Annotated in this window: 23 protein-coding genes; 11 read left to right on the top strand and 12 right to left on the bottom strand. The window is 72.7% G+C overall.

The window, feature by feature from the left end:
- Positions 1–208 precede the first annotated feature (208 nt).
- Entirely contained in the window at positions 209–1648 is a 1440-nt protein-coding gene (locus ACFXOA_RS11815) for an MFS transporter (RefSeq protein ID WP_385025360.1), read from the top strand.
- A 327-nt stretch (positions 1649–1975) separates the two neighbouring features.
- Here ACFXOA_RS11815 and ACFXOA_RS11810 read toward each other — a convergent pair whose 3' ends face one another.
- The 3 genes from ACFXOA_RS11810 to ACFXOA_RS11800 all read right to left on the bottom strand — a co-directional run bounded on the left by ACFXOA_RS11810 (position 1976) and on the right by ACFXOA_RS11800 (position 4400).
- Entirely contained in the window at positions 1976–2905 is a 930-nt protein-coding gene (locus ACFXOA_RS11810) for an LLM class F420-dependent oxidoreductase (RefSeq protein WP_385025357.1), read from the bottom strand.
- 135 nt (positions 2906–3040) lie between these two features.
- Positions 3041–3844, bottom strand: coding sequence for an SGNH/GDSL hydrolase family protein (locus tag ACFXOA_RS11805; protein WP_385025354.1), 804 nt, complete (start codon positions 3842–3844; stop codon positions 3041–3043).
- Positions 3831–4400 carry a PadR family transcriptional regulator gene (locus ACFXOA_RS11800; protein WP_385025352.1) on the bottom strand — a complete coding sequence of 190 codons (570 nt, stop codon included), beginning with the start codon at positions 4398–4400 and terminating at the stop codon, positions 3831–3833. The genes ACFXOA_RS11805 and ACFXOA_RS11800 overlap by 14 nt, the downstream gene beginning before the upstream one ends.
- A gap of 87 nt (positions 4401–4487) precedes the next feature.
- Here ACFXOA_RS11800 and ACFXOA_RS11795 point away from each other — a divergent pair, with 87 nt between their 5' ends.
- From ACFXOA_RS11795 to ACFXOA_RS11770, 6 genes are all read left to right on the top strand, one after another.
- A complete protein-coding gene (locus tag ACFXOA_RS11795) occupies positions 4488–4922 on the top strand; it encodes a nuclear transport factor 2 family protein (RefSeq protein WP_385025349.1) in 435 nt (144 codons plus the stop codon).
- A 362-nt stretch (positions 4923–5284) separates the two neighbouring features.
- Positions 5285–6997 (top strand): ATP-binding protein, encoded by a 1713-nt coding sequence (locus ACFXOA_RS11790; RefSeq protein WP_385025346.1) that lies wholly within the window; start codon positions 5285–5287, stop codon positions 6995–6997.
- Positions 6998–7002: 5 nt separating this feature from the next.
- On the top strand, positions 7003–7413 hold the full coding sequence (locus tag ACFXOA_RS11785) for a roadblock/LC7 domain-containing protein (protein ID WP_385025344.1): 411 nt from the start codon (positions 7003–7005) through the stop codon (positions 7411–7413).
- On the top strand, positions 7410–7781 hold the full coding sequence (locus ACFXOA_RS11780; protein WP_385025341.1) for a DUF742 domain-containing protein: 372 nt from the start codon (positions 7410–7412) through the stop codon (positions 7779–7781). The genes ACFXOA_RS11785 and ACFXOA_RS11780 overlap by 4 nt, the downstream gene beginning before the upstream one ends.
- On the top strand, positions 7762–8370 hold the full coding sequence (locus ACFXOA_RS11775; RefSeq protein ID WP_385025338.1) for an ATP/GTP-binding protein: 609 nt from the start codon (positions 7762–7764) through the stop codon (positions 8368–8370). The genes ACFXOA_RS11780 and ACFXOA_RS11775 overlap by 20 nt, the downstream gene beginning before the upstream one ends.
- A complete protein-coding gene (locus tag ACFXOA_RS11770) occupies positions 8367–9650 on the top strand; it encodes a cytochrome P450 (protein WP_385025335.1) in 1284 nt (427 codons plus the stop codon). The genes ACFXOA_RS11775 and ACFXOA_RS11770 overlap by 4 nt, the downstream gene beginning before the upstream one ends.
- Before the next feature lie 108 nt (positions 9651–9758).
- Here ACFXOA_RS11770 and ACFXOA_RS11765 read toward each other — a convergent pair whose 3' ends face one another.
- From ACFXOA_RS11765 to ACFXOA_RS11745, 5 genes are all read right to left on the bottom strand, one after another.
- Positions 9759–10790, bottom strand: a complete 1032-nt coding sequence (locus tag ACFXOA_RS11765; protein WP_385025332.1) for a 7-epi-alpha-eudesmol synthase — start codon at positions 10788–10790, stop codon at positions 9759–9761.
- Positions 10791–11059: 269 nt separating this feature from the next.
- Positions 11060–11488 carry a pyridoxamine 5'-phosphate oxidase family protein gene (locus tag ACFXOA_RS11760; protein WP_385025329.1) on the bottom strand — a complete coding sequence of 143 codons (429 nt, stop codon included), beginning with the start codon at positions 11486–11488 and terminating at the stop codon, positions 11060–11062.
- Between the two features lie 150 nt (positions 11489–11638).
- On the bottom strand, positions 11639–12541 hold the full coding sequence (locus ACFXOA_RS11755) for a glycosyltransferase family 2 protein (RefSeq protein WP_385025326.1): 903 nt from the start codon (positions 12539–12541) through the stop codon (positions 11639–11641).
- 84 nt (positions 12542–12625) lie between these two features.
- Positions 12626–13207, bottom strand: a complete 582-nt coding sequence (locus ACFXOA_RS11750) for a GNAT family N-acetyltransferase (RefSeq protein ID WP_385025323.1) — start codon at positions 13205–13207, stop codon at positions 12626–12628.
- Positions 13208–13263: 56 nt separating this feature from the next.
- Positions 13264–14709 carry an MFS transporter gene (locus ACFXOA_RS11745; protein ID WP_385025320.1) on the bottom strand — a complete coding sequence of 482 codons (1446 nt, stop codon included), beginning with the start codon at positions 14707–14709 and terminating at the stop codon, positions 13264–13266.
- A 105-nt stretch (positions 14710–14814) separates the two neighbouring features.
- Between ACFXOA_RS11745 and ACFXOA_RS11740 the strand changes: the two genes are divergently transcribed.
- Complete coding sequence (locus ACFXOA_RS11740; RefSeq protein WP_385025317.1) at positions 14815–15432, top strand: TetR/AcrR family transcriptional regulator; 618 nt, start codon at positions 14815–14817, stop codon at positions 15430–15432.
- A gap of 64 nt (positions 15433–15496) precedes the next feature.
- On the top strand, positions 15497–16495 hold the full coding sequence (locus tag ACFXOA_RS11735; RefSeq protein WP_385025314.1) for an aldo/keto reductase: 999 nt from the start codon (positions 15497–15499) through the stop codon (positions 16493–16495).
- Between the two features lie 22 nt (positions 16496–16517).
- Here the strand turns inward: ACFXOA_RS11735 and ACFXOA_RS11730 are convergent, their stop codons facing one another.
- Complete coding sequence (locus tag ACFXOA_RS11730) at positions 16518–17372, bottom strand: PhzF family phenazine biosynthesis protein (protein ID WP_385025311.1); 855 nt, start codon at positions 17370–17372, stop codon at positions 16518–16520.
- A gap of 553 nt (positions 17373–17925) precedes the next feature.
- Positions 17926–18681 (bottom strand): SDR family oxidoreductase, encoded by a 756-nt coding sequence (locus tag ACFXOA_RS11725; RefSeq protein ID WP_385025308.1) that lies wholly within the window; start codon positions 18679–18681, stop codon positions 17926–17928.
- Positions 18682–18822: 141 nt separating this feature from the next.
- Here ACFXOA_RS11725 and ACFXOA_RS11720 point away from each other — a divergent pair, with 141 nt between their 5' ends.
- Positions 18823–20487 (top strand): alkaline phosphatase D family protein, encoded by a 1665-nt coding sequence (locus ACFXOA_RS11720; protein ID WP_385025305.1) that lies wholly within the window; start codon positions 18823–18825, stop codon positions 20485–20487.
- A gap of 28 nt (positions 20488–20515) precedes the next feature.
- Here ACFXOA_RS11720 and ACFXOA_RS11715 read toward each other — a convergent pair whose 3' ends face one another.
- Positions 20516–21523 carry a Gfo/Idh/MocA family protein gene (locus ACFXOA_RS11715; RefSeq protein ID WP_385025302.1) on the bottom strand — a complete coding sequence of 336 codons (1008 nt, stop codon included), beginning with the start codon at positions 21521–21523 and terminating at the stop codon, positions 20516–20518.
- Positions 21524–21607: 84 nt separating this feature from the next.
- Here ACFXOA_RS11715 and ACFXOA_RS11710 point away from each other — a divergent pair, with 84 nt between their 5' ends.
- Entirely contained in the window at positions 21608–23002 is a 1395-nt protein-coding gene (locus tag ACFXOA_RS11710; RefSeq protein WP_385025299.1) for a Bcr/CflA family multidrug efflux MFS transporter, read from the top strand.
- Positions 23003–23033: 31 nt separating this feature from the next.
- Here the strand turns inward: ACFXOA_RS11710 and ACFXOA_RS11705 are convergent, their stop codons facing one another.
- Positions 23034–24344 (bottom strand): hypothetical protein, encoded by a 1311-nt coding sequence (locus ACFXOA_RS11705; RefSeq protein WP_385025296.1) that lies wholly within the window; start codon positions 24342–24344, stop codon positions 23034–23036.
- Between the last annotated feature and the right edge of the window lie 164 nt (positions 24345–24508).

Raw genomic sequence — 24508 nt, 5'->3', positions numbered from 1 at the left:
CGTGTCAGAGCCTGGAGCGCCGTACCCGGGGACAGCGCGGTCTGCCGGACGGCCGCGAGGGGGCGGAGAGTCGATCCCGGAGCGGGCGGTCCGGCCGTCGGGACCCAGGGGGTGCGAGACACCGGGCCGCGGCCCCCGCCGCGTCGGACCGCCCGCCCGCCCGGTCCTTTCTGTCGAACAGTCACCTGGCCTTGATCTGGAGTCCTCCATGACAACCACCCCGTCCGCCTCCGGCACCGGACACACCCCCGAGCCGCCGGTGTCCGGGCTTCCACGACAGCCGGACCGAGCCCGGCCGGCCGCACCGCCGCAGTCCCGCGTCGCCGCACTGGTTGCTTCGTTGCTCGGCTTCACCGTGATCACCATCGACGTGTCGGCCGTGAACATCGCGCTGCCCGCGATCCAGGACTCCCTCGACGGCGGAATGGCCGTACTCCAGTGGGTGGTTGACGCCTACACGCTGATGCTCGCGGCCCTGATGCTCTCCGCCGGTGCCCTCGCCGACCGCGCCGGCGCCCGCCGCGCCTACGCCTGGGGCGTCGCCCTGTTCACTCTCGCCTCCCTCGGCTGCGCGCTCGCGCCCGGCATCGGCGTGCTGGTCGCCGCACGCGTGGCACAGGGCGCTGCTGCCGCGATCGTGATGCCGGCCTCGCTGGCACTGGTCCGGCAGGCCTTCGAAGACGCCCGGGCACGCGCCCGGGCCATCGCGACGTGGACGGCCGGTGGCGCGGTGGCGATGGCGGCGGGCCCGGTGCTGGGCGGGCTGTTCACCGACATGGCCGGCTGGCGGGCCGTCTTCCTGCTCAACCTGCCGGTGGGCGCGGTGATCCTCATCCTGCTGATCCGGGTGCCGCAGTCCCCGCGCCGACCCGCCGTGCTGGACGGCGGTGGCCAGCTCAGCGCGGTTCTGGCCCTGGCCGGGCTGACCTTCACCGTGATCGAGGGTGGCCACCTGGGCTGGACCAGCGGCCCCGTGCCGGCCGCCGCCGCGCTCGCCGCCGTTTCCGGTTACGCCTTCTGGGTGATCGAGGCGCGCCACCGCCAGCCCATGGTCCCTCCGGCCCTGCTGAAGAACCGCCGGCTGGCCGTCACGCTCGCGGTCGGCTTCACCGTCAACGCCGCCTTCTACGGCGGGATCTTCCTGCTGGGGCTGTACTACCAGCAGCTGCGAGGAATGCCGGCGTTCGCGGCCGGGCTGATGTTCGTCCCGGTTTCGGCGCTGGTGACGGCGAACAACCTGCTGTCGCCGCGGCTGGCGGAGCGGATCGGGCGCCGTTCGGTGATCGTCGTCGGGCAGCTGATCTTCGTCATCGCCATGCTCGCCATGCTGCCGCTGGCCGCACAGACTCCGCTGTGGCTGGTGCTGGTCCTGCTGCTGCCGCTGGGTGTGGGCGGGGCGCTCGCGGTGCCCGCGCTGACCGCGCTGCTGATGGACGTGGTTCCGTCGGAGCGCCCGGGGACCGCGTCCGGGCTCCTCAACTCCTGTCGTCAGACCGGCGGTGCGCTCGCCGTCGCGCTGTTCGGCGGACTGCTCGCCGGTTCCGCCGGGGGCTTCTCCCTCCCGGGCATGCGCATCGGCCTCGTCACCGTCGCCGTCCTCCTCCTTGCCACCGCCGTGCTCTCTCGAGCCCTCCTGCCCCGTGACTGACCGCCGCGACGGATGCCGCCCGTCCGTCCGAAGGCGCTCCGGTCCGGGCGAGCGGCCTGATGAGCCGCCGCCCGGACGCCGCCGGAGCGGATCGCGCATCGCACGTACCTCATGCCGGAAGTCGTGAGCGGGACAGACCCCGGCGTGCAGCCCGACTCGTCTGCCGCCGACCGAAGGTCTCATGGCCGGATCGGCCGGCGACGCCGACGAGGGTGACCGAGCGGGGCCGCGAGGCGTAGCGGCGGCCTCCTCGTGAGGTCGATCCGGGAGGGAACACCGGCGACCTTCATCGCGCGGGCCCGGGTTCGGCTCACGGCCGGCAGTCCGTCAGATACCGGCCGCCCGCGCCCCCTCGTACACCTCGGTCGCCACGTCGGCGAGTTCCGACGCGTCATGGAGTGTGGCCTGGAGGTCCAGCAGGATTCCGGGGACCCCGGTGGCGGCATGTGCGACGAGGTCCTCGACGATCTGCGCGGCATCACCGTGGAAGGGCTTGCGGTCGGCGCCTGGCAACGGCTCGGGGGTGTGGCGGGCGTTGGCGCGGGCCCAGACGCCGAGCGGGCGCTCGCGCCCGCGTTCGGCGGCGGTCTCCTGTACCCGCTGCCACTGCTGCGAGAGCTGTGCGGGGCCCGCCGCCACCGGCATCCAGCCGTCGGCCCGGTCGACCAGGCGGCGGGTCGCCCGGGGGCTGCTCGCGGGGAGGTAGACGGGGATGGGGCGGGCCGGCTTGGGGCCGACCTCGGACGGCGCGATCGTGGTCAGGGCGCCGCTGTACGAGACGGGGTCCGGCCCCCAGACGGCCGCGCACACGTCCAGCAGCTCGTCCAGCACGGCGCCGCGCCGCTCGAACGGGGCGACGGAGGCGGCCGCGTACTCGTCCAGCGACCAGCCCGTACCCAGCCCGGCGATCACGCGGCCACCGCTGGCCGCGTCGAGGGAGGCGAGGGAGCGGGCGAGCTGGAAGGGCACATGCAGGGGGGCGACCAGGACGCTCGTGCCGAGCTGGACACGTTCCGTGGCCGCGGCGGCCAGTGTCAGGGTGATCAGGGGATCGGCGACCCCCCGGTAGTTGTCCGGCCAGGCCAGCCCCGAGATGCCGTACAGGCCCTGGGTGGCCGGCTGGGGGAAGATGATCCGCTCGTACACCCACAGGCTGTCGTATCCGGCCGCTTCCGCGGCACGCGCCACCAGGGGGACGTCGCGGCCGATGCCGTACTGGTTCGCCTGCGGCAGACCGAGACCGAGTGCTACGCGCATGCGGGAACTCCCTGCTCAGTAGACCGAGGCAACCATCCTAGGTCTGCGGCTTTCCTGGCGTGCCGTCAGGGGCCCGGTGGCCGGTACGTCGCGGGGGGTGCCCGGCCGGGGAGGGCTGAGCGGCGCTCCCGCCGGTCAGAGGCCGCGCGCGTCCGGGACCTCGGCATCGGTGTACGGCAGCAGCTGAGGGCGTTTCGGCACACGGCCGTCGCCGGAGGACCTGCCGCGCAGCCGGCGTCCGAGCCATGGGCCGAGGAATCCGGCGGCCCAGCGCACCTCAGCCGCCGCGGCTCGTACGCCGGTGGGGAGCCGCTGCGGCGGCAGCGGCAGCGCCCAGGTCTCGTCGCTGCCGGGGAGGCCGAGCGAGTGGGCGACGGCGGCCGCGATCCGCTCGTGGCCCAGCGGGCTCGCGTGCAGGCGGTCGGCGCTCCACAGCCGGGGGTCCGTGGCGACCGGGTACCGGTCGCACTCCGCCACCGTGACGCCGTGCCGGGCGGCCGCTGTCCGGATGCGGGCGTTGAGCTCCAGCACGCGGGACCGTACCGGCCGGGCGGCCGGTGCTATCGCCCCGACGTCAGGGAAGGTGAGGGTCGCCACACGGGCCCCGGCGGCCGTGAGCGCGGCGAACATCTGCTCCAGGTGCCCGGCGACCTCCGCCGCGTCGAACCTGGGCCGCAGTACGTCGTTGACCCCGGCGACGACCGTCGCCAGGTCGGGACGCAGCGCCAGGGCGGGGCCCAGCTGCTCCGCGTGGACCTGGTGGGCGAGCCGCCCCCGTACCGCCAGGTTGGCGTACTCGAGCGCGGGCTCGGCGGCGGCCAGGTGCCCGGCCAGCCGGTCGGCCCAGCCGCGCAGACCGGTGACGTCGTCCCCGTCGCCCACGCCCTCGGTCTGGCTGTCGCCCAGGGCGACATAGCGAAGGTACTCACCGCCGGCCACGTACACCGCTCCTCTCGCGCAGGACGGCCGCGACCCGCAGGCACCAGTCCCTGTTGTCCCGTTCGAAGGCCAGGCCCCGCATGCAGGTCAGATACGGACCGATCCGCTCACCCCGCAGCAGGAACTCCTCCTCGTCGGCGTCGCCCCGCATCTGGCGCAGCAGCCCGCCGAAGAGGTCGATCCTCGCCTCGGCCGCGGTCGCCCGTTCCTCGAGCTGGGCGACGAGCGGTGCGCCGTCGACGCGATCGGCGGCCTGGACCTTCACCAGCAGGTCGTCGCGGATGAAGGAGGGTTTCGACACGGCTGCGGCGAAGCGCTCCAGCTCCGCGAGTCCGGCGTCCGTGACCCGGAACACCCGCTTGTTGGGCCGGGTCTCCTGGACCACCTGCCGTCCCGTGACCAGCCCGTCCCGCTCCAGCCTCGCCAGCTCCGTGTAGAGCTGCTGGGGCACGGCGTGCCAGAAGTTGGCCACGCCGACGTCGAAGGCCTTGGCCAGTTGGTATCCGCTGTACTCGCCGTCCAGCAGGGCGGCCAGCACGGCATGTCGCAAGGCCATCGGGGAGGCCCCTTCCCAAGTCGTGTCCGTCTCCCTCATCATACTCAAGAAAGTGACTAGTAACTTTATTGAGTATCTGGAGGAGTCATGCAGCAGACCGTCGACCGGTTCCGCGCGGCCGTGGAGAAGGGTGATCTCGCGGCACTGGAGGAGCTGTTCACCGAGGACATCCGCCTCTGGAGTCCGGTGAAGTGGACACCCTTCGAGGGCCGGCCCGCGGTCCTGGGGCTCTTCGGTGTCCTGCTCCGCACCTTCGAGGACTTCCGTTACACCGGGCGGTTCGAGGGCGCCGCCGAGACCGGGGCGGGCGGGCCGGACTCACCCTCGGCGATCCTCGTCTTCAGGGCGACCGCGGGTGGCAAGCAGATCCACGGCATCGATCTGCTGCAGTTCGACGACGAGGGCCGCGTCAAGGAGTTCACCGTGATGGTCCGCCCGCAGTCCGCGGTGCACGCCCTGGGGGAGGCGGTGCTCGCGGGCCTCGCGGCGGACGGCCTTGTCCCCGCCCCCGAGGAAGGCTGACGCCCACGGGCTGACGCCCACGGGCTGACGCTTGCGAGCGGACGCGGCGGCGGGTGTCCCGGCCCCGGCGGGGGAGCGCGCCGCCTGCCGCGTCCTCAGGTCAGCTGTGCCGCCCCCTCGGCCGGCGGCGTGGCGCCCTGGCGGCGTCGCGCCCCGGGGCGGACGCACAGTTCCGGCCACAGCATGATCGAATACCTCCCGATATGCGGAGGACGGTTGATCAGTTTGCTGCTGAACCCGATAGGCTCCGCTGCGGCGCGGCGAGTTGACGTCATGTCAGTTTGCTGCCGCGATGCTGCGCGCTCCCCCCGGGCGCTGCCCGCACCGCCCCCGTTCGAAAGTGGTGCACTCGAAGGATGCAGATGGAACTTGCCACTCCACCACCCGCGGCCCGTGCTCCCGCCGCCTGGCTCGGCTGGTGGCTGATGCCGCTGACCCTGGGAGCCGGGACCGTGGTCACAGCGGTGGCCGGACCGGACGAGGCCCAGATACCCGCGACGTTCGCGGGTGCGGCGGTCACCGTCGCCGGCGCGGTCTGCGTGCGGCTCCTGATCCGCTCCCGTACGCAACTGCGGCAGGCCGACGCCGACTTCCGCGCGGCCCAGGCCGAGCACTCCCGGCAGCGCTACGCCGACGTCGCGGACCGGGAGCAGGGATTCGCGGCCGAGCGGTCCTCCTTGCAGGCGCGACTGGCCGAGCAGAAGTCCCGGTTCGAGGCCGAGCTCGCCGAGAGCTCCCGGATGCACGAGGACAGCCTCGAGGCAAGGACCCGCGACTGGGAGCGACAGCTGGAGCTGCGGCGCGAGCTCGTCGTCCGCCTCGGCGACGTCCACCTCCCGGAAGCCGTGAAGCGGCTGCGCGAGGGCGAGGCCATCGACGACATCCTGGCGGAGGCCGGCCAGGAGGAGGACGCCGACCCACGGACGCGGACCGCGCTGAGGAAGGTTCTGCGGACCGCGCTCCTCGGTGTCGAGGAAGAGCTGAATCGTTCGACCTCCGCGGAGCAGGCCGTGGTCGGTATCGGCAGCCGGATCCATGTGCTGACCGGCAGGCTGCGCGGCCGGCTGCACGAGATGCAGGGCGAACACGGGCGGCTGCCCGCCGTGGCCCAGGGCCTCATGGAACTCGACCAGGAGATCGGCCCCGCCGACTGCCTGGCCGCGAGCATCGGCGTGCTCGGCGGTTCGGACCGGCCCGGACGCCAGTGGCAGGACCCCCAGCGCCTGCTCAGCGTCGTACGGGGCGGAATCGGCCGGATCAAGGACTTCAACCGCGTCCAGATACGCCACCTGCCCGAACTCGGGGTGGACGGCTCCCTGGTGGACCACCTCACCCTGATCTTCGCCCACCTCCTGGACAACGCGGCGCGCTACTCCCCGCCGGCCGAACCCGTGGTCGTCTCCGGCAAGGAGGTGCCCAACGGCGTCGGCATCGAGATCCAGGACTCGGGCAAGGGCCTGAGCGACGAGCGCAAGCGCGAGGCCGAGCAGGCCATCGCGGGCACCTCGAAGGGCCCCGGCCTCGGCGGAATCTCCGAGGACGCCAACCTCGGCCTGCGTGTGGTGGGCGCCCTGGCGCGCCGCTACGGCATCCGCGTCACCTTCGCGGACTCGCCCTGGCTCGGCACCTCCGTCGTCGTGGTCGTACCGCACAAGTACTTCAGCCATCTGCCCGCGCCGGCCGTGGAGCCGTCCGCGCCCGCGACCGCCGGGGGTGCCGCACAGGCGCCCAGGCCGATCGCCGCTGCGGCGCCGGCTCCCGTGGGCGTCCCCCGCGCCGCGGAAGCGCCGGTCGCCACGGACACCACGCCGGGCGGACTGCCCCGGCGCAGGAGCCGGAGAGCGGACGCGGTGCCGGGCGCGGCCGCGCGGGCCGTGGAGCCCGTGGCCGCGACGCGGCCCGCGGAGTCCGTGGCCGCCGTGCCGCCGGACGCCTCGTTCGCCGGCCTCGCCGCCTTCGCCACGGCCGGACGCGACAGCGACCTGCCTGGCACGACCGCCCCCGTGGACGCCGGCCCGGGCGCACGTGAGACGCGTGCCGGCCGTGAGTCCGAACGTACGGAAGAGAGCGACTAGTCCCCATGACGCAACAGGGAACCGACGTGAGCTGGGCGCTCCGCGATCTGACGGAGAGCATCCGGGAGATCCGCTTCGCCCTCGTGGCCTCCAGCGACGGAAAGGCCATCACCTCCTACGGCGCCGACGACCCGGACGACGTGGACCGCTTCGCCGCCGTGGTCGCGGGCCTGCAGGCGCTCGCCCAGCCCGTCGCCGAGCAATTCCCCACGTACGCCGGCCAGCTCCGCCTCGCGATGATCGAGGTCGACGGCGGTCACCTCTTCGTGGTGCGGGCAGGGGTGGAGACCTACCTCGGGGTCCTCGCCCGGGAAGGGCTCGACCAGGGCCTGCTCGGCCATCAGATGAGAGACCTGGCGCGCAGGATGGGAGAGCTCCTCGGCACCAGTCCGCGCCTGGAGGAGCACACTGGATGAGTGGTCCCCGCCGGCCCACGGACCCGCCCGGTCTCGAGCGCTACTACGTCCTCACCGGAGGGCGCAGCGGACCGGCGGGTCCGGCGTCGACCCTGGACGTGGCGACCCTGATCATCTCCCGCTCCGGGGCCGAACCGGGCCTGCAGCACGAGCACGAGGAGATCATCCGTCGCTGCCGAGACCCGTTGTCGGTGGCCGAGCTCGGCGCCCATCTCGGACTGCCCTTCAACATCCTCGCGGTGCTGCTCGCCGATCTGCTGGACGCAGGCCGCGTCGAAGCCCGTGACCCCATCCCGGCGTCAGCCGTCGGCCGCGCGCCCGACCTCGCGCTCCTTGAGGAGGTACTCAGTGGACTTCAAAGGCTTTGACCGCCCAGGCCGGCACGCGGCCGCCGGCGGCACCCGATCGGTGAAGGTGATGATCGCCGGCGGGTTCGGCACCGGTAAGACCACCCTGGTGCGCTCGGTCAGCGACATCAAGCCGCTCACCACCGAGGAGACGCTGACGCAGGCCAGTGCGGACGTCGACGACCTGATCGGGGTGGCGGACAAGCAGGAGACCACCGTCAGCCTCGACTTCGGGAAGATCGGCCTCAACGACGAGCTGGTGCTCTACCTGTTCGGGACGCCCGGGCAGGAGCGGTTCTGGTTCCTGTGGAACGGCCTGTTCAAGGGCGCCCTGGGCGCGGTCGTCCTGGTCGACACCCGCAGGCTGGCCTCCAGTTTCCGGGCCATCGAGGAGATGGAGCGGCAGGACGTACCCTTCGTCATCGCCCTGAACGTGTTCCCCGACTCCAAGGACCACCCGATCGAAGAGATCCGCGACGCCCTGGACATACCCGACCACACCCCGGTCGTGACCTGCGACGCCCGGGACCGTGCCTCCAGCCGCGATGTGCTGATCGCGCTGATCCACCACCTCAAGGCACGTTCCGCCCCCGCCCTGGAGTCCCGATGACCGATGACCACGAGGCGAGCGGCGGACACCCGGCGGCCGGGGCGGACGCCCCCGGGGGCTGCCCCGTCGCGCACGGCGGCACCGACGGGCTCACCCGGCTGTACGGGCCGGACGCCGCGGTCGATCCGCAGGGCATCTACGGGCGGCTGCGCAAGGAGTACGGGGCGGTGGCGCCGGTGCTCCTCGAAGGGGACGTCCGCGCCTGGCTGGTGCTCGGCTACCGGGAGAGCAGGCGGGTGCTCGACAACCCGCTCCAGTTCAGCCGTGACTCACGGATCTGGCAGGACTGGAAGGACGGGGGTGTCGAGGAGACCTCACCGCTGATCCAGATGCTGGGCTGGCGCCCCGACTGCGTCTCGCAGGACGGCGAACCGCACCGCAGGCTGCGCAGGGCCGTCACCGACAACCTGGACACCGTCGCGGGGCGCGGGATCCGCCGCCATGTCACGCACTTCGCGAACAAGCAGATCGACGCGTTCGCCGCGGCGGGCACCGCCGATCTCGTCGGGGACTACGCCGAGTACCTGCCGATGCTCGTGCTGACCCGGCTGTTCGGGCTCCCGGCGGCCGAGGGGCGCAGCCTCGCGGTCTCCTGCGCGCAGGTCATCAAGGGCGGGCCGGACGCCCTCGAACACAACGACCGCATCATGGGGATCCTGGCGGAGCTCGCGGAACGCAAGCGGATCGAGCCCGGGCCCGACTTCACCACCGGACTGCTCGGCCACGACGCGGACCTGGACGAGGGCGAGATCCTCAGCCATCTGCGGCTCGTCCTCATCACCGCGCACACCACCACCAGCAATCTGCTGGCCCGGGTGCTGGAACTGATCCTCACCGACTCCTCCCGGCTCGCCGGACTCGTCGGCGGCCGGCGGGCCGTCTCCGAGGTCGTCGAGGAAGTCATGTGGAACACCCCGCCCCTGGCGGTCCTCCCCGGCCGGTTCGCCACCTCGGACCTCGAACTGGGCGGTACGCGGATCCGGGAGGGCGAACTGCTGGTGCTCGGGCTCGCCGCCGGGAACCTCGACCCGGACATCCGGCCGGACGAGGGCGTCTCCGTGCTCGGGAACCAGTCGCACCTCGCGTTCAGCGGCGGCCCTCACGAGTGCCCCGGCCAGAACATCGGCCAGGCCATCATCGAGACCGCCGTCGACACCCTGCTGCACCGCCTGCCCGGACTGCGGCTGTCCGTACCCGCCGACGAGCTCACCTCGACGGCCTCCACCTGGGAGGCCCGGCTGGACGCCCTTCCCGTCGAGTTCACCCCCCAGGGCGGCTGAGCGCCGCCCGCCCCGGGCCCATCCGGTCCGGGGCGACTCGGCGCCGCACCGGCCGGACCCCCGCCCGGCCGGTGCGCACTCCGGGCCGGGCGGGCGGGAAGGGGCCGGTCAGACGGCGAGCAGGTCGTCCAGCGATCCGCGTCCCGCGAGCTCCGCGGTCGCGGCGGGGCCCTCCTTCGCGGCGGCGTACCGGCCCGAGGTCAGCGCCCACTCGTAGTTCCCGCTGATCCAGTGCTGGATGGCCTCCACGCCCATCCGTACCTGGTCGCGCTCGTCACGGCCGAGGCCCAGCTCGTCGCACATCCCCGGCACCCGGGCCTCCAGTTCCAGGTACTCGTCGAGGCACTCCGTGGTCATCCGGTAGGCCTCGTCCGCGGCCTGCTCCCAGGTTCCCCCGCGCTCCCGGTGCAGAACCGCGATGAGGTTGTGGCCGTCCCCCCGGCGCTTCTCGCGCTCGAAGGAGTGGATGTCGTTCATGAAGCCGATGGTGTCCGCGGCCAGGTCGCGCATCCTGACCATCAGGTCGTGCGCCTGGACCTGCGCCGGGACCTCGAAGCCGCGGCTGCGCTCACCCGCGTCGATGCTGTGGTGGATGCCCACGGTGCGGCGGCGGAACTCCGCGTACTCCTCGATGGAGAGCGTTCCCGCCCGGCCCCTGGCCGCCAGGTCGACCTCCTCGGTGTGCGCCACGAGGAACCGTCCCCAGGACGCGGCGAAGCGGGTACGCCAAGTCAGGGACATGCCATCCGAGAGCTGGGCCCAGACCTCCGCCCACGCGGTGGTGATCGGGCAGACCACGCGTGGAGGCGTGCCCGCCGGGCGCAGCGGTGTGGCGATGAGTTCCCGTGCCACCTCGGCTATCCGGTCCGCCCGGTCGGGGCTCCCGGAGTCGAACTGGTCGTCGAAGAGGAAGGCCAGGGAGAACCAGTTCATCAGGACGACCATGTCCTCGGCCGAGGCGTGGGGGTAGGTCCGCGCCGCCGCCTGGGGGAGGTCCCAGGACTGGTACTCCTCGAACCCCGCCTGGCTCCGCACCAGGCCCGTCTCCCAGACCCAGCGCAGATGACGCTCCCGGGCGGGGGCGAGATGCTCGCTGACCGGTGCCTCGAAGGGGAGGTCGAACGTGACGTCCTGCGGCATGGGTGTCCTCTCTTGACACGGTTCGCAGGCCCCCCGCCCCTGCGACAGGGCGATCGATATTGTCGCCCGTTGACTCGAAGTGCACGTTTTGGGACGCAATTTGATGCCCCATCATGTGCGCCCTGATGCTGCCCAGAGCCTAAACGATCTATGCCACAAGATCAGTACGAAGATGTGATGACCGGAATCAGTGGTTCGGCTCCGGCCGTGACACGGCACCGCCCGCTCGCCGAAGCGGTGGAGCGGGCGGTGCGGCGCGGGCCGACGGGTCAGACCGCGCCGAGGTCGGTGCTCAGCCAGTGCTCGGGGCGCATGTGGATCACGACCTGCTCGCCGTGGGCCTTCCAGGCGAAGTCGACGTAGGCCGCGACCTTGTCGGCCGCCAGGTAGCGCGAGGCGATCTCGGTCAGCAGCTCGCGGGTGGCGGGGGCGGTGGATGTGACCGGCCCTTCGACGGACACGTAGCGGACGGTCGGCGTCACACGGTCCACCATGATGCTGAAGCGGCCGGCCGCGGCGATCGCCTTCCCCTTGTGGGAGTCGCGGCCCGTCATGATCCACAGATCGCCGCCGGCCTCGTACTGATACCAGATCGGCACGGTGAGCGGCGCCCTGCCCTCCTCCGGTGCGTCCACGGCGATCGCCGCGACATGCGGTTCGGCCAGAAACTGCTCACGCTCTGCGCGCGTCAAAGCCACGGCTGGACTCCTCTGGTGGGCGGTCGGCACGACCTGGGGCCTGCCTGGGGCCGCATTATGCAACGCACCGCACCGCGGTCCCGGGGAGCCGCGCCCGTCCGGCGTTTCGGTGGCGGCCGCGGATTCCCCCCGCCGTTCGGCCCCCCGGTGTCAGATCACCGGCGGGCGTCCCAGCCGGGTCATCCGCCACACCGTGCGCCAGCGCATCGGCCTGCGGACGCCGCACTCGGTGCGCATCCCCTCGCGGAAGCCGGCGGCCCAGGCCTTCAGGCCGGTGACCGAGCGGGTGCGTGCGACGGTGAGCAGCACCCACGTGCCGAGGTAGAGGGGCACCAGGAGGGCCGGCAGGTGGCGGCGGGCCAGCCAGACGCGGTTGCGGGCCGTCATGCGGTAGTAGACCGCGTGCCGGGCGGGGGACGTCTTCGGGTGCTGGAGGAGCAGCCCGGGTTCGTAGAGGATCTTCCAGCCGGCGTCGAGCGCGCGCCAGGACAGATCGGTCTCCTCGTGGGTGAAGAAGAACTCGGCCGGCCAGAGGCCGGTCCCGGCGAGCATCTCCATGGACAGCGCGTGGCCCCCGCCGAGGAACGCGGTGACCTCGCCCCGGCGCATCGGGTCCTTGGCCCGCAGCCGGGGGACGTGGCGGCGCTGGGTCTCCCCGTGCTCGTCCGCGATTCGGAAGCCGACGATGCCGAGTCCGGGGTCTGCGGCGTACAGCTCCTGGACCCTGCTGAGCACGTCCTTGTCCACCAGGAGCCCGTCGTCGTCCAGCTCGACGACCACATCGACGTCGCCGAAGCCGGCCAGGGCCTCCAGGGCCTCGTTACGGCCGCCGGGACAGCCGAGGTTCTCGTCGAGTTCCAGCACCGTCACCCCGCCGGGCAGGTCCTGGAGGCCGGGGAAGGACGCGTAGTCCGGGAGCGGTGACCCGTTGCCCACGACGACCACGCGGGCGGGGCGCGCGTCCTGCATGGCGACCGAGGCCAGCAGTGCCTCGACCTGCTGCGGGCGGTCCCCCATGGTCACGACCGACACTCCGACACGTGGTACGGACAAGGCTCGGCTCTCCCTGAGGAATCGGTTCTTCGCTGCTGCGGTACCGCGTACTGCCACGGTGCCCGCGATCGTAACCCCTCGTGTTCAGCCGTCCGTCGGGGCCCGGTCACCTGGAGGCGGGTCACCGTTCAGCCGGGCGTACATCAGCATGTCGCGGCGCCGGCCGCCGATCTCCTGCCATCCGCGCAGCAGCCCCTCGCGCCGGAAGCCGGCGCTCTCCGCGGTCCGCACCGAGGAGGTGTTCCACGGCTCGACGAGGAGCTGTGCCCGCGGGATGCCCAGCTCGTGCAGGGCCCAGGTGGCCACCGTCCGCAGTGCCGCGCCGGCCACCCCCTGGCGGCGGGCCGGGGCCGTCATCCAGTAGCCGATGGAGGCCCTGCCCTCGGCGGAGTCCCTGAGCCAGAGCCCGATGGAGCCGACCGGCCGCCGGTCCCGGGTCCGCGCGATGGCGAACGGATACCCGGTACCGGCGGCCGCCCGCTCCCACTGGCGTCTGACGTAGGCCTGCGCCGCCTCGTCGGAATAGGGGGAGGGGATGGTGGTGATCAGGGGGATGTAGCCGTCGTCCGCCGCCTCGCGGATGAGGGGCAGGTCGCTCATCTCCCAGGGGCGCAGCACGAAGTCTGCTCCGGCGGTCATGCTGGGGACGGTCAGCGGTTGTGCCATGGACGTCATCCTGCCGCGCGTGGTCCGCCGTGCCGGGCTCGACTCACCCGGCGGGCTCACCCGGCGGACGTACGGCCGCCGGGCCGGCCGAGGAACACTCCGGCGAGTACGGCGCCCGCCAGGACGAGGGCCGAGTTGACCAGGACCGCGGCCGAGATGCCGGACAGCATGGCGCCGGCCCCGGTCTCCGTGCCGGTCCGAGCCGTGACGACCGCGCTCATGACCGGGATGCCCAGGGTGATGCCGACCTGCTGGGTCATCGTGGCGAGGCCGGTGGCGAGGCCCTGGTCCGCGTCGGGGAGCCCCGAGGTGGCCGTGACCATGAAGCCCACGATCATCAGCATGTTGCCGACCCCGCCGACGAAGGTGGCGGCGAGCAGTAGGGCGATCCAGCCTCCCGAGGTGCCGAGGGCGACCAGGGACAGGGTGGCCGCCGCCTGGACGGCGCCGCCGGCCACGATGGTGCGCCGGGTTCCCCAGCGGCCTGCCGCCCGCCCGCCGAGCACCCCGCCCAGCACGGTGCCGGCGCCCAGGACGCCGAACGCGAGGCCGGTGGCGAGCGGGGAGTAGCCGAGGACCTCCTGCAGGTAGAGGGTGAGCAGGAAGACCAGGGAGGTCTCGGTGACGAAGGCGATCAGTCCGGTGGTGTTGCCCCAGACGACGCTGCGGCGCCGCAGGATCCGCACGGGTACCAGGGGTGCCGTCGCCCGCTTCTCGATGAACCAGAACCCGGCGAGGAGCGCGGCGCCGACGAGCAGCGCGGCCAGGGTGGAGGGTGTGGTCCAGCCGGACTCGCCCGCCTGGGTCAGCCCGTAGACGAGCAGCAGGAGGCCGCCGGTGACGGCGACGGCACCCGGCACGTCGAGCCGGGGACGCTCCGCCGGCCGTGAATCCGTGATCACGGACGGAGCGAGGAGGGCGACCAGCGCGGCGACGGGGACGTTGATGAAGAAGGCCCACCGCCAGGAGAGCAGATCGGTGAGCAGGCCGCCGAGGATCGCCCCGGCCGTGAACCCGGCGGACATCAGGGCCCCGTTGAGGCCGAGCGCGCGTTCGCGCAGCGGCCCCTCCTTGAACGCCGTCGTCAGCAGGGCGAGACCGGCCGGGGTGACGGCCGCGGTGGCCAGGCCCTGGAGCACCCGGGCGGTGAGCAGGACCTCAGGGGAGGTTGCGAGCCCGCCCAGCAGGGAGGAGAGGCCGAGGACCGCCATGCCGGCGATGAACAGACGCTTGCGGCCCACGAGATCGGCGACGCGGCCGAACAGCAGGGTGAAGCCGGCGGCGGCCAGGGCGAAGGAGGTGGCGATCCACTGGAGGTGGGCCAGGGAGAAGCCGAGCCCCTCGCCGACCGCAGGCAGAGCGACGTTCAGGATCGAGAAGTCCACGGCGATCATGAACTGTGCGCCGAGGAGCAGGACGAGGACGAGCTTCTGCCGCCCGGTCATCCGGACGGCCGTCGTGCGGGCTGATGGGGGCGCGGATGTCGTACTGGTCGCGGACATGGGGTGCCCTTTCCTGGAACCCTGGAGTTTTAACGGGTCTGTGGTCCCGTTAATATGGCCTCACCGTAGCAGGAGATGACGCACTAATGGAACTGGAGACCCGTTATGAATGCTGGTGATGGTGAACCGGGCATGGTCAGGCCCGGCGGGCGCACGGCCCGGGTGCGGGAGTCCGTGCTGCGCGCGGCCGGTGACGCCCTGGTCGAGCACGGTTTCGACCGACTGGACCTCGCCGACGTCGCCCGCCGGGCCGAGGTCGGCAAGACCACGGTCTACCGGCGCTGGTCCACCCCTGCCGGGCTGGTCGCGGACCTGCTGACCGACATGGCGGAGCAGTCCGTCCCGCGGGCGGACACCGGCTCCCTGGACGAGGACCTCAGGGCCAACGCCCGGCTCGTGGTCGACACGCTCACCGACGCGCGCCAGGGCCCGCTCTTCCGCGCGGTCATCGCGGCGGCGACCTGCGACACCCGCACGGCGCAGGCGCTGCACCGCTTCTACGCGGTGCGCGTCGAGGAGTGGGCCGGCTGTGTCGAAGCGGCCGCCGCACGGGGGGAGTTGCCGGAGGGCACCGACGCGTGCGAGGTGGTCCGGGCCGTCTCCGCCCCGCTCTACTACCGGCTGCTGGCCAGCGGTGACCCGCTCGACGAGGCGGTCGCCGACCGCGCGGCCGAGGCGGCGGCCGTGGCCGCCCGGGCGGGGGTGTACGTGGTCCGGCCGTGAGTCCGTACGTGCCGGACGGCCGGGCTTGACCTCGTGTGCGCTTCAACTCGTAGCGTCCCCGGCCATGGAGACGGAAACGAACTGGCAGAAGAGGACCCTCGGCCGCAGCGGGATCGAGACCGGCGCGCTCGGCTTCGGGTGCTGGGCGATCGGCGGCGAGTTCACGGCGCCCGACGGCAGCCCGCTCGGCTGGGGCCGCGTCGACGACGAGGAATCGGCGGCCGCGATCAACAGGGCCCTCGATCTGGGGGTGCGGTTCTTCGACACCGCCGACGCCTACGGGGCCGGCCACAGCGAACGCGTGCTCGGCAGGGCGCTGGCGGGCAGGCGGGAAGAGGCCGTCATCGCCACCAAGTGGGGCTACCACTTCGACGAGGGCGCCCGCGTCATGTACGAGGCCGACACCTCACCGGCGTACGCCCGTCGGACGCTCGTCGCCTCGCTGCGCAGGCTGGGGACCGACCACATCGACCTCTATCAACTGCACCTGAGTGACGCGCCACTCGACGAGGCGGCCGAACTGCGGGACGCCTGCGAGGAGTTCGTGTCGGAGGGGCTGATCCGGGCCTACGCGTGGAGCACCGACGACCCGGCGCGTGCGGCGCTGTTCGCCGAGGGGGAGCACTGCGCCGCCGTCCAGCACGCCTGCAACGTGCTGGAGGACGCCCCGGAGATGCTGAGGATGTCCGAGGAGCGCGGCCTGCTCGGTGTCATCCGGAGCCCGCTGGCCATGGGGCTGCTCACCGGAGCCCGTGACCCCGGCCGGAGAGCCGCCCCCGGCGACATCCGGTCCACCCCGCCGGCCTGGCTGAGCTGGTTCGAGGAGGGCGGGGTCCCGGCGGAGCGCTGGGCGAAAAAGGTCGAGGCCGTCCGCGACATCCTCACCGCCGACGGCCGTACGCTCGCGCAGGGTGCGCTCGGCTGGCTCTGGGCGCGCGGTCCGCTGACCGTACCGATCCCCGGTTTCCGCACGGTGGCCCAGGCCGAGGAGAACGCGGGCGCCCTGGCCCGCGGCCCCCTGAGCCCCGGGCAGGTCGAGGAGATCGACGCCCTCATGCGGTGAGGGCGGGCCGGACGGGGCCCGGTCAGCCGATACGGGTCCCCGTCCCGCTCACGGCCACGCGCGCGTCGCCCGCGGTGAGCGAGACGTTGAGGGTGCCGGGGCGGCCCATGTCGGCGCCCTGGTGCAGGGTGAGGACCGCCTCCTCCGGTACGAGCCCCAGCTCGCGTGCGTACGCGCCGAAGGCGGCCGCCGCGGCGCCCGTCGCCGGGTCCTCGACCACTCCGCCGACCGGGAACGGGTCCCGGACGTGGAAGACCGTTCCCGACTCCCGCCACACCAGCTGAAGGGTCGTCAGGTCAAGTCGGTGCATCAGCGCCTCCAGGCGGGCGAAGTCGTACGACAGGTCCGCCAGCCGCTCCCGGGTCGCCGCCGCGAGCACCAGGTGCCGGGCCCCGGCGAAGGCGATCCGGGGAGGGAACGCCGGGTCCAGTTCGGTCTCCCGCCAGTCCAGGGCGGCCAGTGCCTCGGCCAGGTCGCCGGGGGCGACGTCCGTGGTGTGCGGTTCGACGCTGGTGAGGGTGGCCCGCAGCTCGCCGGACTCCCGGACGACCGTGACCGGGACCCGGCCGGCGGGGGTGGAGAAGGCGAGACCGCCCGGGCCGTCCCGCTCCGCGAGGGCGAGAGCGGCGGCGACCGTGGCATGACCGCAGAAGGGCACCTCGGCCTTCGGGCTGAAGTAGCGCACGGTGTACCCGCCCCGGCCGTCCGGATCGGTCAGGAACGCCGTCTCGCTGTAGCCCAGGCCGGCGGCGATCGCGAGCATCGCCGCGTCGTCGAGTCCGGAGGCGTCCAGGACGACTCCCGCGGGGTTGCCGCCGCCGGGGTCGGTGGAGAAGGCGGTGTAGCGGAGGACCTCGGCGCCGGAGTGTGTGCTCATGCCGCTGGTCAACCGGGTGTGGAAGGCGGGTATTCCGAGCCCCCCGGCGCACGATCCCGCGCATGGCGTCCGGGGGTGTCCGGCGAGGCTTCCGCGCATGGCGTCCGGGGATGTCCGGCAAGGCTTCCGCGCATGGTCGGCCCGGTCGCGCGGCGAGGGCGTCCGCGCATGGCTTCCGGGGCGTACGGCGCGTGATCCCGCGCATGGCCTTCCGGGGCGTACGGGGAGGGCGTCCGCGAACGGCCTTCATGATGCGCGCGGCGAGAGTCCCCCAGGGTGGTCCGGGGTCCTGACCCCCCGGACCACCCCTTGGCCGCACCCGCGGACCCCCCGGCCGCGGCGGCCCCTTCACTGCGGTCTGTGGCAGGCGTGCGCGCCGGTGCCCGGTGAGGCCTGCGCGCGTGCGCGTGCGATGTGTTCCTTCTGTGTGCAAGGCGTGAAGGTCACAGCATACGGGCAAGGCGCACCCGTCCGGGCCCGAATACGGACACGGGTAAGTCACGGTGCTCCGGGGTGAGTTCCGGTGTGTGTTCCCCGGGTGGGCCGCGGCGGATCAGCCCCGGCCCACGTACGGCATGTTCGTCGCCAGCACCGTCGCGAACTGCACGTTGGCCTCCAGCGGCAGCTCCGCCATGTGGAGGACCGTGCGGGCCACGTCGTCCGCCGCCATCACCGGCTCGGACATCACCTCGCCGTTGGCCTGCAGGATCCCCGCACTCATCCGTTCGGTCATCTCGGTCGCCGCGTTGCCGATGTCGATCTGTCCGCAGGCGATCCGGTAGGGGCGGCCGTCCAGCGACAGCGACTTCGTCAGGCCGGTCACCGCGTGCTTCGTCGCCGTGTAGGCGATGGAGTGCGGACGCGGCGCGTGGGCCGAGACGGAGCCGTTGTTGATGATCCTGCCGCCCTGCGGGTCCTGCTCCTTCATCAGGCGGTACGCCGCCTGGGCGCACAGGAACGTCCCCGTCAGGTTGACGTCCACGACCGTCCGCCAGTCCTCGTACGCGATGTCCTCGACGGGGGCCGAACGCGGCCCGAAGGTACCCGCGTTGTTGAAGAGCAGGTCCAGCCGCCCGAAGCGGTCGGCCACGGCGCTGAAGAGCGCCGAGACCCCGTCCGGGTCGCTCACGTCGGTGGGCAGGCACACGGTCGCGCCGGGGGCTGCCCCGGCGGCCGTCTCGTCGAGGGCCGAGGCCCGTCGCCCGGCCAGGACCACCGTCCACCCCGCACCCGCCAGGGTGAGGGCGACAGCCCGGCCGATCCCCGACCCGGCACCTGTGACGACCGCGATTCTCTGATCGGTGTTCATGGCCCGGCAGCGTACGGGAGGTTTCCGGAGGGTCGCACCCGGTGCTCATCGTGCGGCCATTCGGATGTTGTGTACCCGCCAACGGTAGGTCGTCGCACCGCACTCCAATGCCTCTGACAGCATCCGGCAGGGGAGGGGCATATGACACCCGCACAGTTCAGCTCGACGCCCGGGCAGCACCACTCCGAGGAGCTGCGCCGCGCCGCGCGGCGCATCGGATCCGGCGTCGACCGCCGCAGGTTCCTCACGGTCACCGGCGCCGCGGCGGCGCTCGCCTTCGCGGTCAACCTGCCCGGCGCGGGCACGGCGGCCGCCGCCGAGCTCGACGCGCGGAAGATCACCGAGGACCCCTTCACCCTCGGGGTCGCGTCCGGCGACCCCCAGCCGGAGTCCGTGCTCCTGTGGACGAGACTCGCGCCCCGCCCCTACGAGGCCGACGGCGGGCTGCCCGCCGAGCGCGTCGAGGTCCGCTGGGAGATCGCCCGCGACTCCCGGTTCCGGTGGATCGTCCGGCGCGGCACCTCCACGGCCCACCCGGAGTTCGGCCACGCCGTCCACGTGGACGCCCGCGGGCTCGACTCCGACCGGACCTTCTACTACCGCTTCCGCGCGGGCAGCTGGATCAGCCCCACCGGACGCACCCGCACCGCCCCCTCGCCCCGCGCCCGCAACAGCTCCCTGACCCTCGCGGCCGTCTCCTGCCAGGCCTACCACGACGGTTACTACACCGCCTACCGGCACCTCGCGGACGAGGACGTCGACGTGGTCTTCCACCTCGGCGACTACCTCTACGAGTACGCGGTCACCGCCGTCGGCGGCGTCCGCAACTACACCGACCGGGTCCTCCCGGACCACTTCAACCGGGAGACCCTGACCCTGGAGGACTACCGCATGCGGTACGGCCTCTACAAGTCCGACCCCGACCTCCGCGCCGCCCACGCCGCGCACCCCTTCGTCGTCACCTGGGACGACCACGAGACCGAGAACAACTACGCGGGGGACACCCCGGAGAACAGCGTCCCGCCCGAGGAGTTCCTGCTGCGCAGGGCCGCCGCCTACCGCGCCTACTGGGAGAACCAGCCGCTGCGCGCCCCGCAGCTCCCCACCGGCCCCGACATGCGGCTCTACCGGCGGCTGCAGTTCGGCAGGCTGGCCCAGTTCGACATCCTCGACACCCGGCAGTACCGCAGCAACCAGGCGTACGGCGACGGCTGGAAGGTCCCCGGCCCCGAGTCCGAGGACCCGTCGCGCACCATGACGGGCGCCGCCCAGGAGCGCTGGCTGATCGACGGCTGGAAGACCTCCGGCGCCCTGTGGAACGTCGTCCCGCAGCAGGTCACCTTCTCGCAGCGCCGCGATGTGCCGACCGACGCCTACAAGCTGTCCATGGACTCCTGGGACGGCTACCCGGCCTCCCGGCAGCGGATCATGGACGGTGCCGAGGCCGCCGGGGTCGACAACCTCATGGTCCTCACCGGCGATGTGCACGTCGGCTACGCCTTCGACATCAAGAAGGACTTCGACGACCCGTCCTCCCGGACGCTCGGCACGGAGATCGTCGCCACCTCGATCACCAGCGGCAAGGACGGCGCCGACAAGCCGGCCAGCTGGGACAACCAGACCCGGGCCAACCCGCACATGAAGTTCTACAACGGCCGCCGCGGCTACGTGCGCGTCACCCTCGGGAAGCGTGAGGCCCGCGCCGACTTCCGTACGGTCTCCGCCGTCACCACGCCCGGCGCGCCCGTCAGCACGGCCGGCTCCTTCGTGACGGAGGCCGGGAACCCGGGGCTCAACCCCGCGTGACCCGGCCCCCGGACGGCGCCGGACGCCGTCAGACGGCGCCGTCCGCCGGGTAGCGGACGCCGACCCGGTCACGCACCGCGTCGAGCGTCCGCATCACGGCGAGCGAACCCTCCAGCGGGACCAGCGGCGACTCCGTCTCGCCCGCCAGCAGGGCGCGCGTCACCTCGGCGGCCTCGTACTGCATGCCCGAGAGGCCCTGCGGGCCCGGGCCCGAGACCACCTTCTCGGGCTCGCGGCCCGCCCGGTGCAGGATGAAGTGGTCCGGGTGGAAGAAGCCGTGCGGGAACTCGATCCGCCCGGTCGTACCGGTGACGGACGCGGCGGTCGGCAGATCACTCGTGATCGAGCAGGCCAGCAGCGCCGTGGCACCGGAATCCCAGCCGAGCAGCATCCCGGTGTTCAGGTCGACGCCCTCGGGCGACAGCAGCGCCTCCGCCTGGACCCGGTCCGGCTCGCCCAGCAGCAGGTGGGCGAACGACACCGGGTAGACGCCGAGGTCCAGCAGCGCGCCGCCGCCGAGCGCGGGATCGCGCAGACGGTGCTCCGCCCCGAAGGTGCCCGCGAAACCGAAGTCGGCCCGCACCGTGCGGATCTCACCGATCGCGCCGTCCCGCACCAGCTCGGTCATCCGCCGGATGACCGGGTTGCAGTACGTCCACATGGCCTCCATCAGGAACAGCCCGCGCTCCCTGGCCAGATCCACCAGCTCCCGGGCCTCACGCTCGTTGAGCGTGAACGCCTTCTCGCAGAGCACGTGCTTTCCGGCCTCCAGGGCGAGCCCGGCCGCCTCGCGGTGCGCGGAGTGCGGGGTCGCGACGTAGACGACGTCCACGGTGTCGTCGGCGACGAGCTCCGCCCAGCTGCCGTACGCCCGCGCTATCCCGAACCGCTCGGCGAACGCCTTCGCCGAGGCCTCGGTGCGCGAGGCGACCGCCACGACCTCCGCCCCCCGGTCCCGCATCGCCAGCAGATCCCCCGTGAAGGTCGCGGCGATGCCACCCGTCGCCAGCACACCCCAACGCACAGTCCCAGTCATGCCCGTCCGCCCCACGCAATTAGGTTTCGACCACTACGGCTGACCTGAGAGCATAGATGCGGATTCAACGAAGCGGAGACGAGGATGCCGGACAGCGGCGCGAGCCGGGCCCAGCGAGAAGACGAGCACATACCGACGAGCAGCGAGGGCGCCGTACTCAGCGCCCAGGCCACCGCCACCCCCACCGCAGCGGGTGTCCCGGCCGTCACCACCACCACCTCGGCACCGGGCCTCCCCGGCGCCCCCACCACCACCGCACGGCGGGCCGGGCTCCTGGTCACGCTGGTGCTGGGCGGACTCACCGCACTGCCGCCCCTCTCGATGGACATGTACCTCCCGGCACTCCCGGAGGTCACCGGAGCACTGCACTCCCCGGCCGCGACGGTCCAGCTCACCCTGACCGCCTGCCTCACCGGCATGGCGCTCGGCCAGCTCGTCGTCGGACCCATGAGCGACCGCTGGGGCAGGCGCAAGCCGCTGCTCCTCGGCATGATCGTCTACGTGCTCGCCACGGCGATCTGCGCGGTGGCCCCCACCGCCGAACTCCTCATCGGCTTCCGGCTGCTCCAGGGCCTGGCCGGTGCGGCGGGCATCGTGATCTCCCGGGCCGTCGTACGCGACCTCTACGACGGCGACGAGATGGCCCGGTTCTTCTCCACCCTGATGCTGATCTCCGGGGTGGCGCCCGTCGTCGCCCCCGTGATCGGCGGGCAGGTCCTGCAGTTCACCGACTGGCGGGGCATCTTCGTCGTCCTCACCGGCGTCGGAGTGCTCCTGACCCTCGTCGTCTGGAAGTGGCTCCACGAGACGCTCCCCGAGTCGCGGCGGCACACCGGCGGGGTCGGCGACGCGCTGCGCACCATGCGGGGACTGCTGGCCGACCGGGTGTTCACCGGCTACATGATCGCGGGCAGCCTCGCCTTCGCCGCGCTCTTCGCCTATGTGAGCGCCTCCCCCTTCGTCGTCCAGGAGATCTACGGCGCCTCGCCGCAGACCTTCAGCCTGCTCTTCGGGATCAACTCCATCGGGCTGATCACCGTCGGCCAGATCAACGGGAAGCTGCTCGTGGGCCGGGTCAGCCTCGACAAGGCCCTGTGCTTCGGCCTCACCGTCATCTCCGTCGCGGCCGTCGCCCTGCTGCTGATGACCTCCGGGGTCTTCGGCGACGTCGGCCTGCTGCCGGTGGCCGCCGGGCTCTTCGTGCTGATGTCGGCCATGGGCCTGGCGATGCCCAACACCAACACGCAGGCCCTCATGCGCACCAGGCACGCGGCGGGCTCCGCCTCCGCGCTGCTGGGCACCTCCCAGTTCCTGATCGGCGCCGTCGCGTCGCCGCTGGTCGGGATCGCGGGGGAGAACACCGCCGTACCGATGGCCGTGGTGCAGGTGGTCTGCGCCCTGTCGGCCATGGCGTGCTTCCTGCTGCTGTGCCGCCCCTGGCGCGGCTCCGGCGACTCACGCACCGCGTCGGCCGGATGAGCCTGAGCCGGCCGGGCAGGCCCCGGCCGGCTCAGCCCACCCGCGGGCGGCCCAGCAGGTGCGGGCGGTCCTTGCGGTCCGTCCAGCGGAAGACCCCGGTGCCTGAGATCTCCGCCTCGGGCAGCCGCGTGTTCGGGTCCAGTGCCTCGACGTCCCAGGCCGTGAAGCTCATGACGACCGGCCCGCCGCCCTCGCCCCGCAGGGCCTCGTCCGCGTCACGCGCGTTCGTCGAGCCGTAGGCGCTGCCGCCGTCCGTCACCGAGGCGAGGGTCAGCTGCGCCGACCCGTCCTCCTCCTCGAAGCAGAACCCCTTCCGCTCCTCCAGGTCGAACGCGAGGTTCCCCGCGACCAGGTAGCGGCCGGCCGGTGCGAGGACCGCCTGCGGATAGGTCCCCGGCTCCATGGCGGGCGTGTGACACTCCACCGACACCACGGGTCTCCCCGTGGCCGCGTCATGGACCGCCCACAGCTGATGGGTGCCCGCCCGTTCCGTGCCCTTCGCCGGCCGCCACTTCGCGAGGACCAGCCCCGGTGCCACCGACGTAGGCACCCCGCTCGCGGGATCCGCGCCCTTCGGGGCGGCGTTCCTGCTGAACCAGCCGCCCCGCACCCAGAACTCGCGCACCCCGCTCAGCAGCAGGCCCTTCGGAGTCTGCCCCCGCACCTCGGTGAGCTGCCGGCAGGCCTTGCAGCCCTTGGGGAAACCCACCGAGGACGCGGGGATCCTCGACACCTCGCCCCCGACCGGGTCGACGAGCACGCTGTTCGCCCTGCTGTCGCTGATCAGGACGTCCGGGCCGGTCGCCGTCACGGAGGGCACCCCCGACCACGGCACCTCGACACGCCGGCGATCGCCGTCCGTCACGTCGTACACGTCCAGGGAGACGAAGGTCTCCGAGGGGGTGAGGCCGTCACCGGCCTTCCCGAAGGACCAGGTCACGAAGAACTCCTGGTCGTCCTTGACGACGGTGAGCAGTCCCGGCAGGCGCCGGGGGTCCTGCGGACGCCACGCCTCGCCGCTCCAGCCTGCCCTGCCCGTCTCCGCGTCGAGGGTCCGCAGCCTGTAGCGGTCCCCGGGCGCCTTCACCAGATAGGCGAGCCTGCCCGTCGGATGCGAGAGGGCGTAGCCGGGCCCTGCGGCGACCACCTCCCAGCCGCGCCCTCCGGCGTACTCCGGAGGGACGTTCAGCTCGGTCGCGGGGCCGCTCGTGCTCTTCCCGGCGGGCCGGGGCGGGCGGTCGCCGTCCCGGCTCCCACCGCCCCCGCAGGTCGCCAGGAGCAGCACCAGGGCGAGGACGACCACCCCGCCCACCAGGGCCAGGCGCACGATCCGCTGTCTCATGGTCCCCCCGGTGAAGCGGTGCTCCGAGCCGCCCCCTCGCGGCGGCGATCAGCCTAACAACGAGCCCGGCTCCAGAGGCAGTTCGGACCTGTACGGGTTCCGTACCCATTCCGTCCCGGCGTCGTGCCCGGCGGCCGGTCCGAGGGACGGGAGCGCCCTGCGCC

The organism is Streptomyces sp. NPDC059166, assembly GCF_042755185.1.
Classification (GTDB): domain Bacteria; phylum Actinomycetota; class Actinomycetes; order Streptomycetales; family Streptomycetaceae; genus Streptomyces.
Note: the sequence above shows the minus strand (reverse complement) of the source record. Positions and strands in the feature narration are given on the sequence as shown.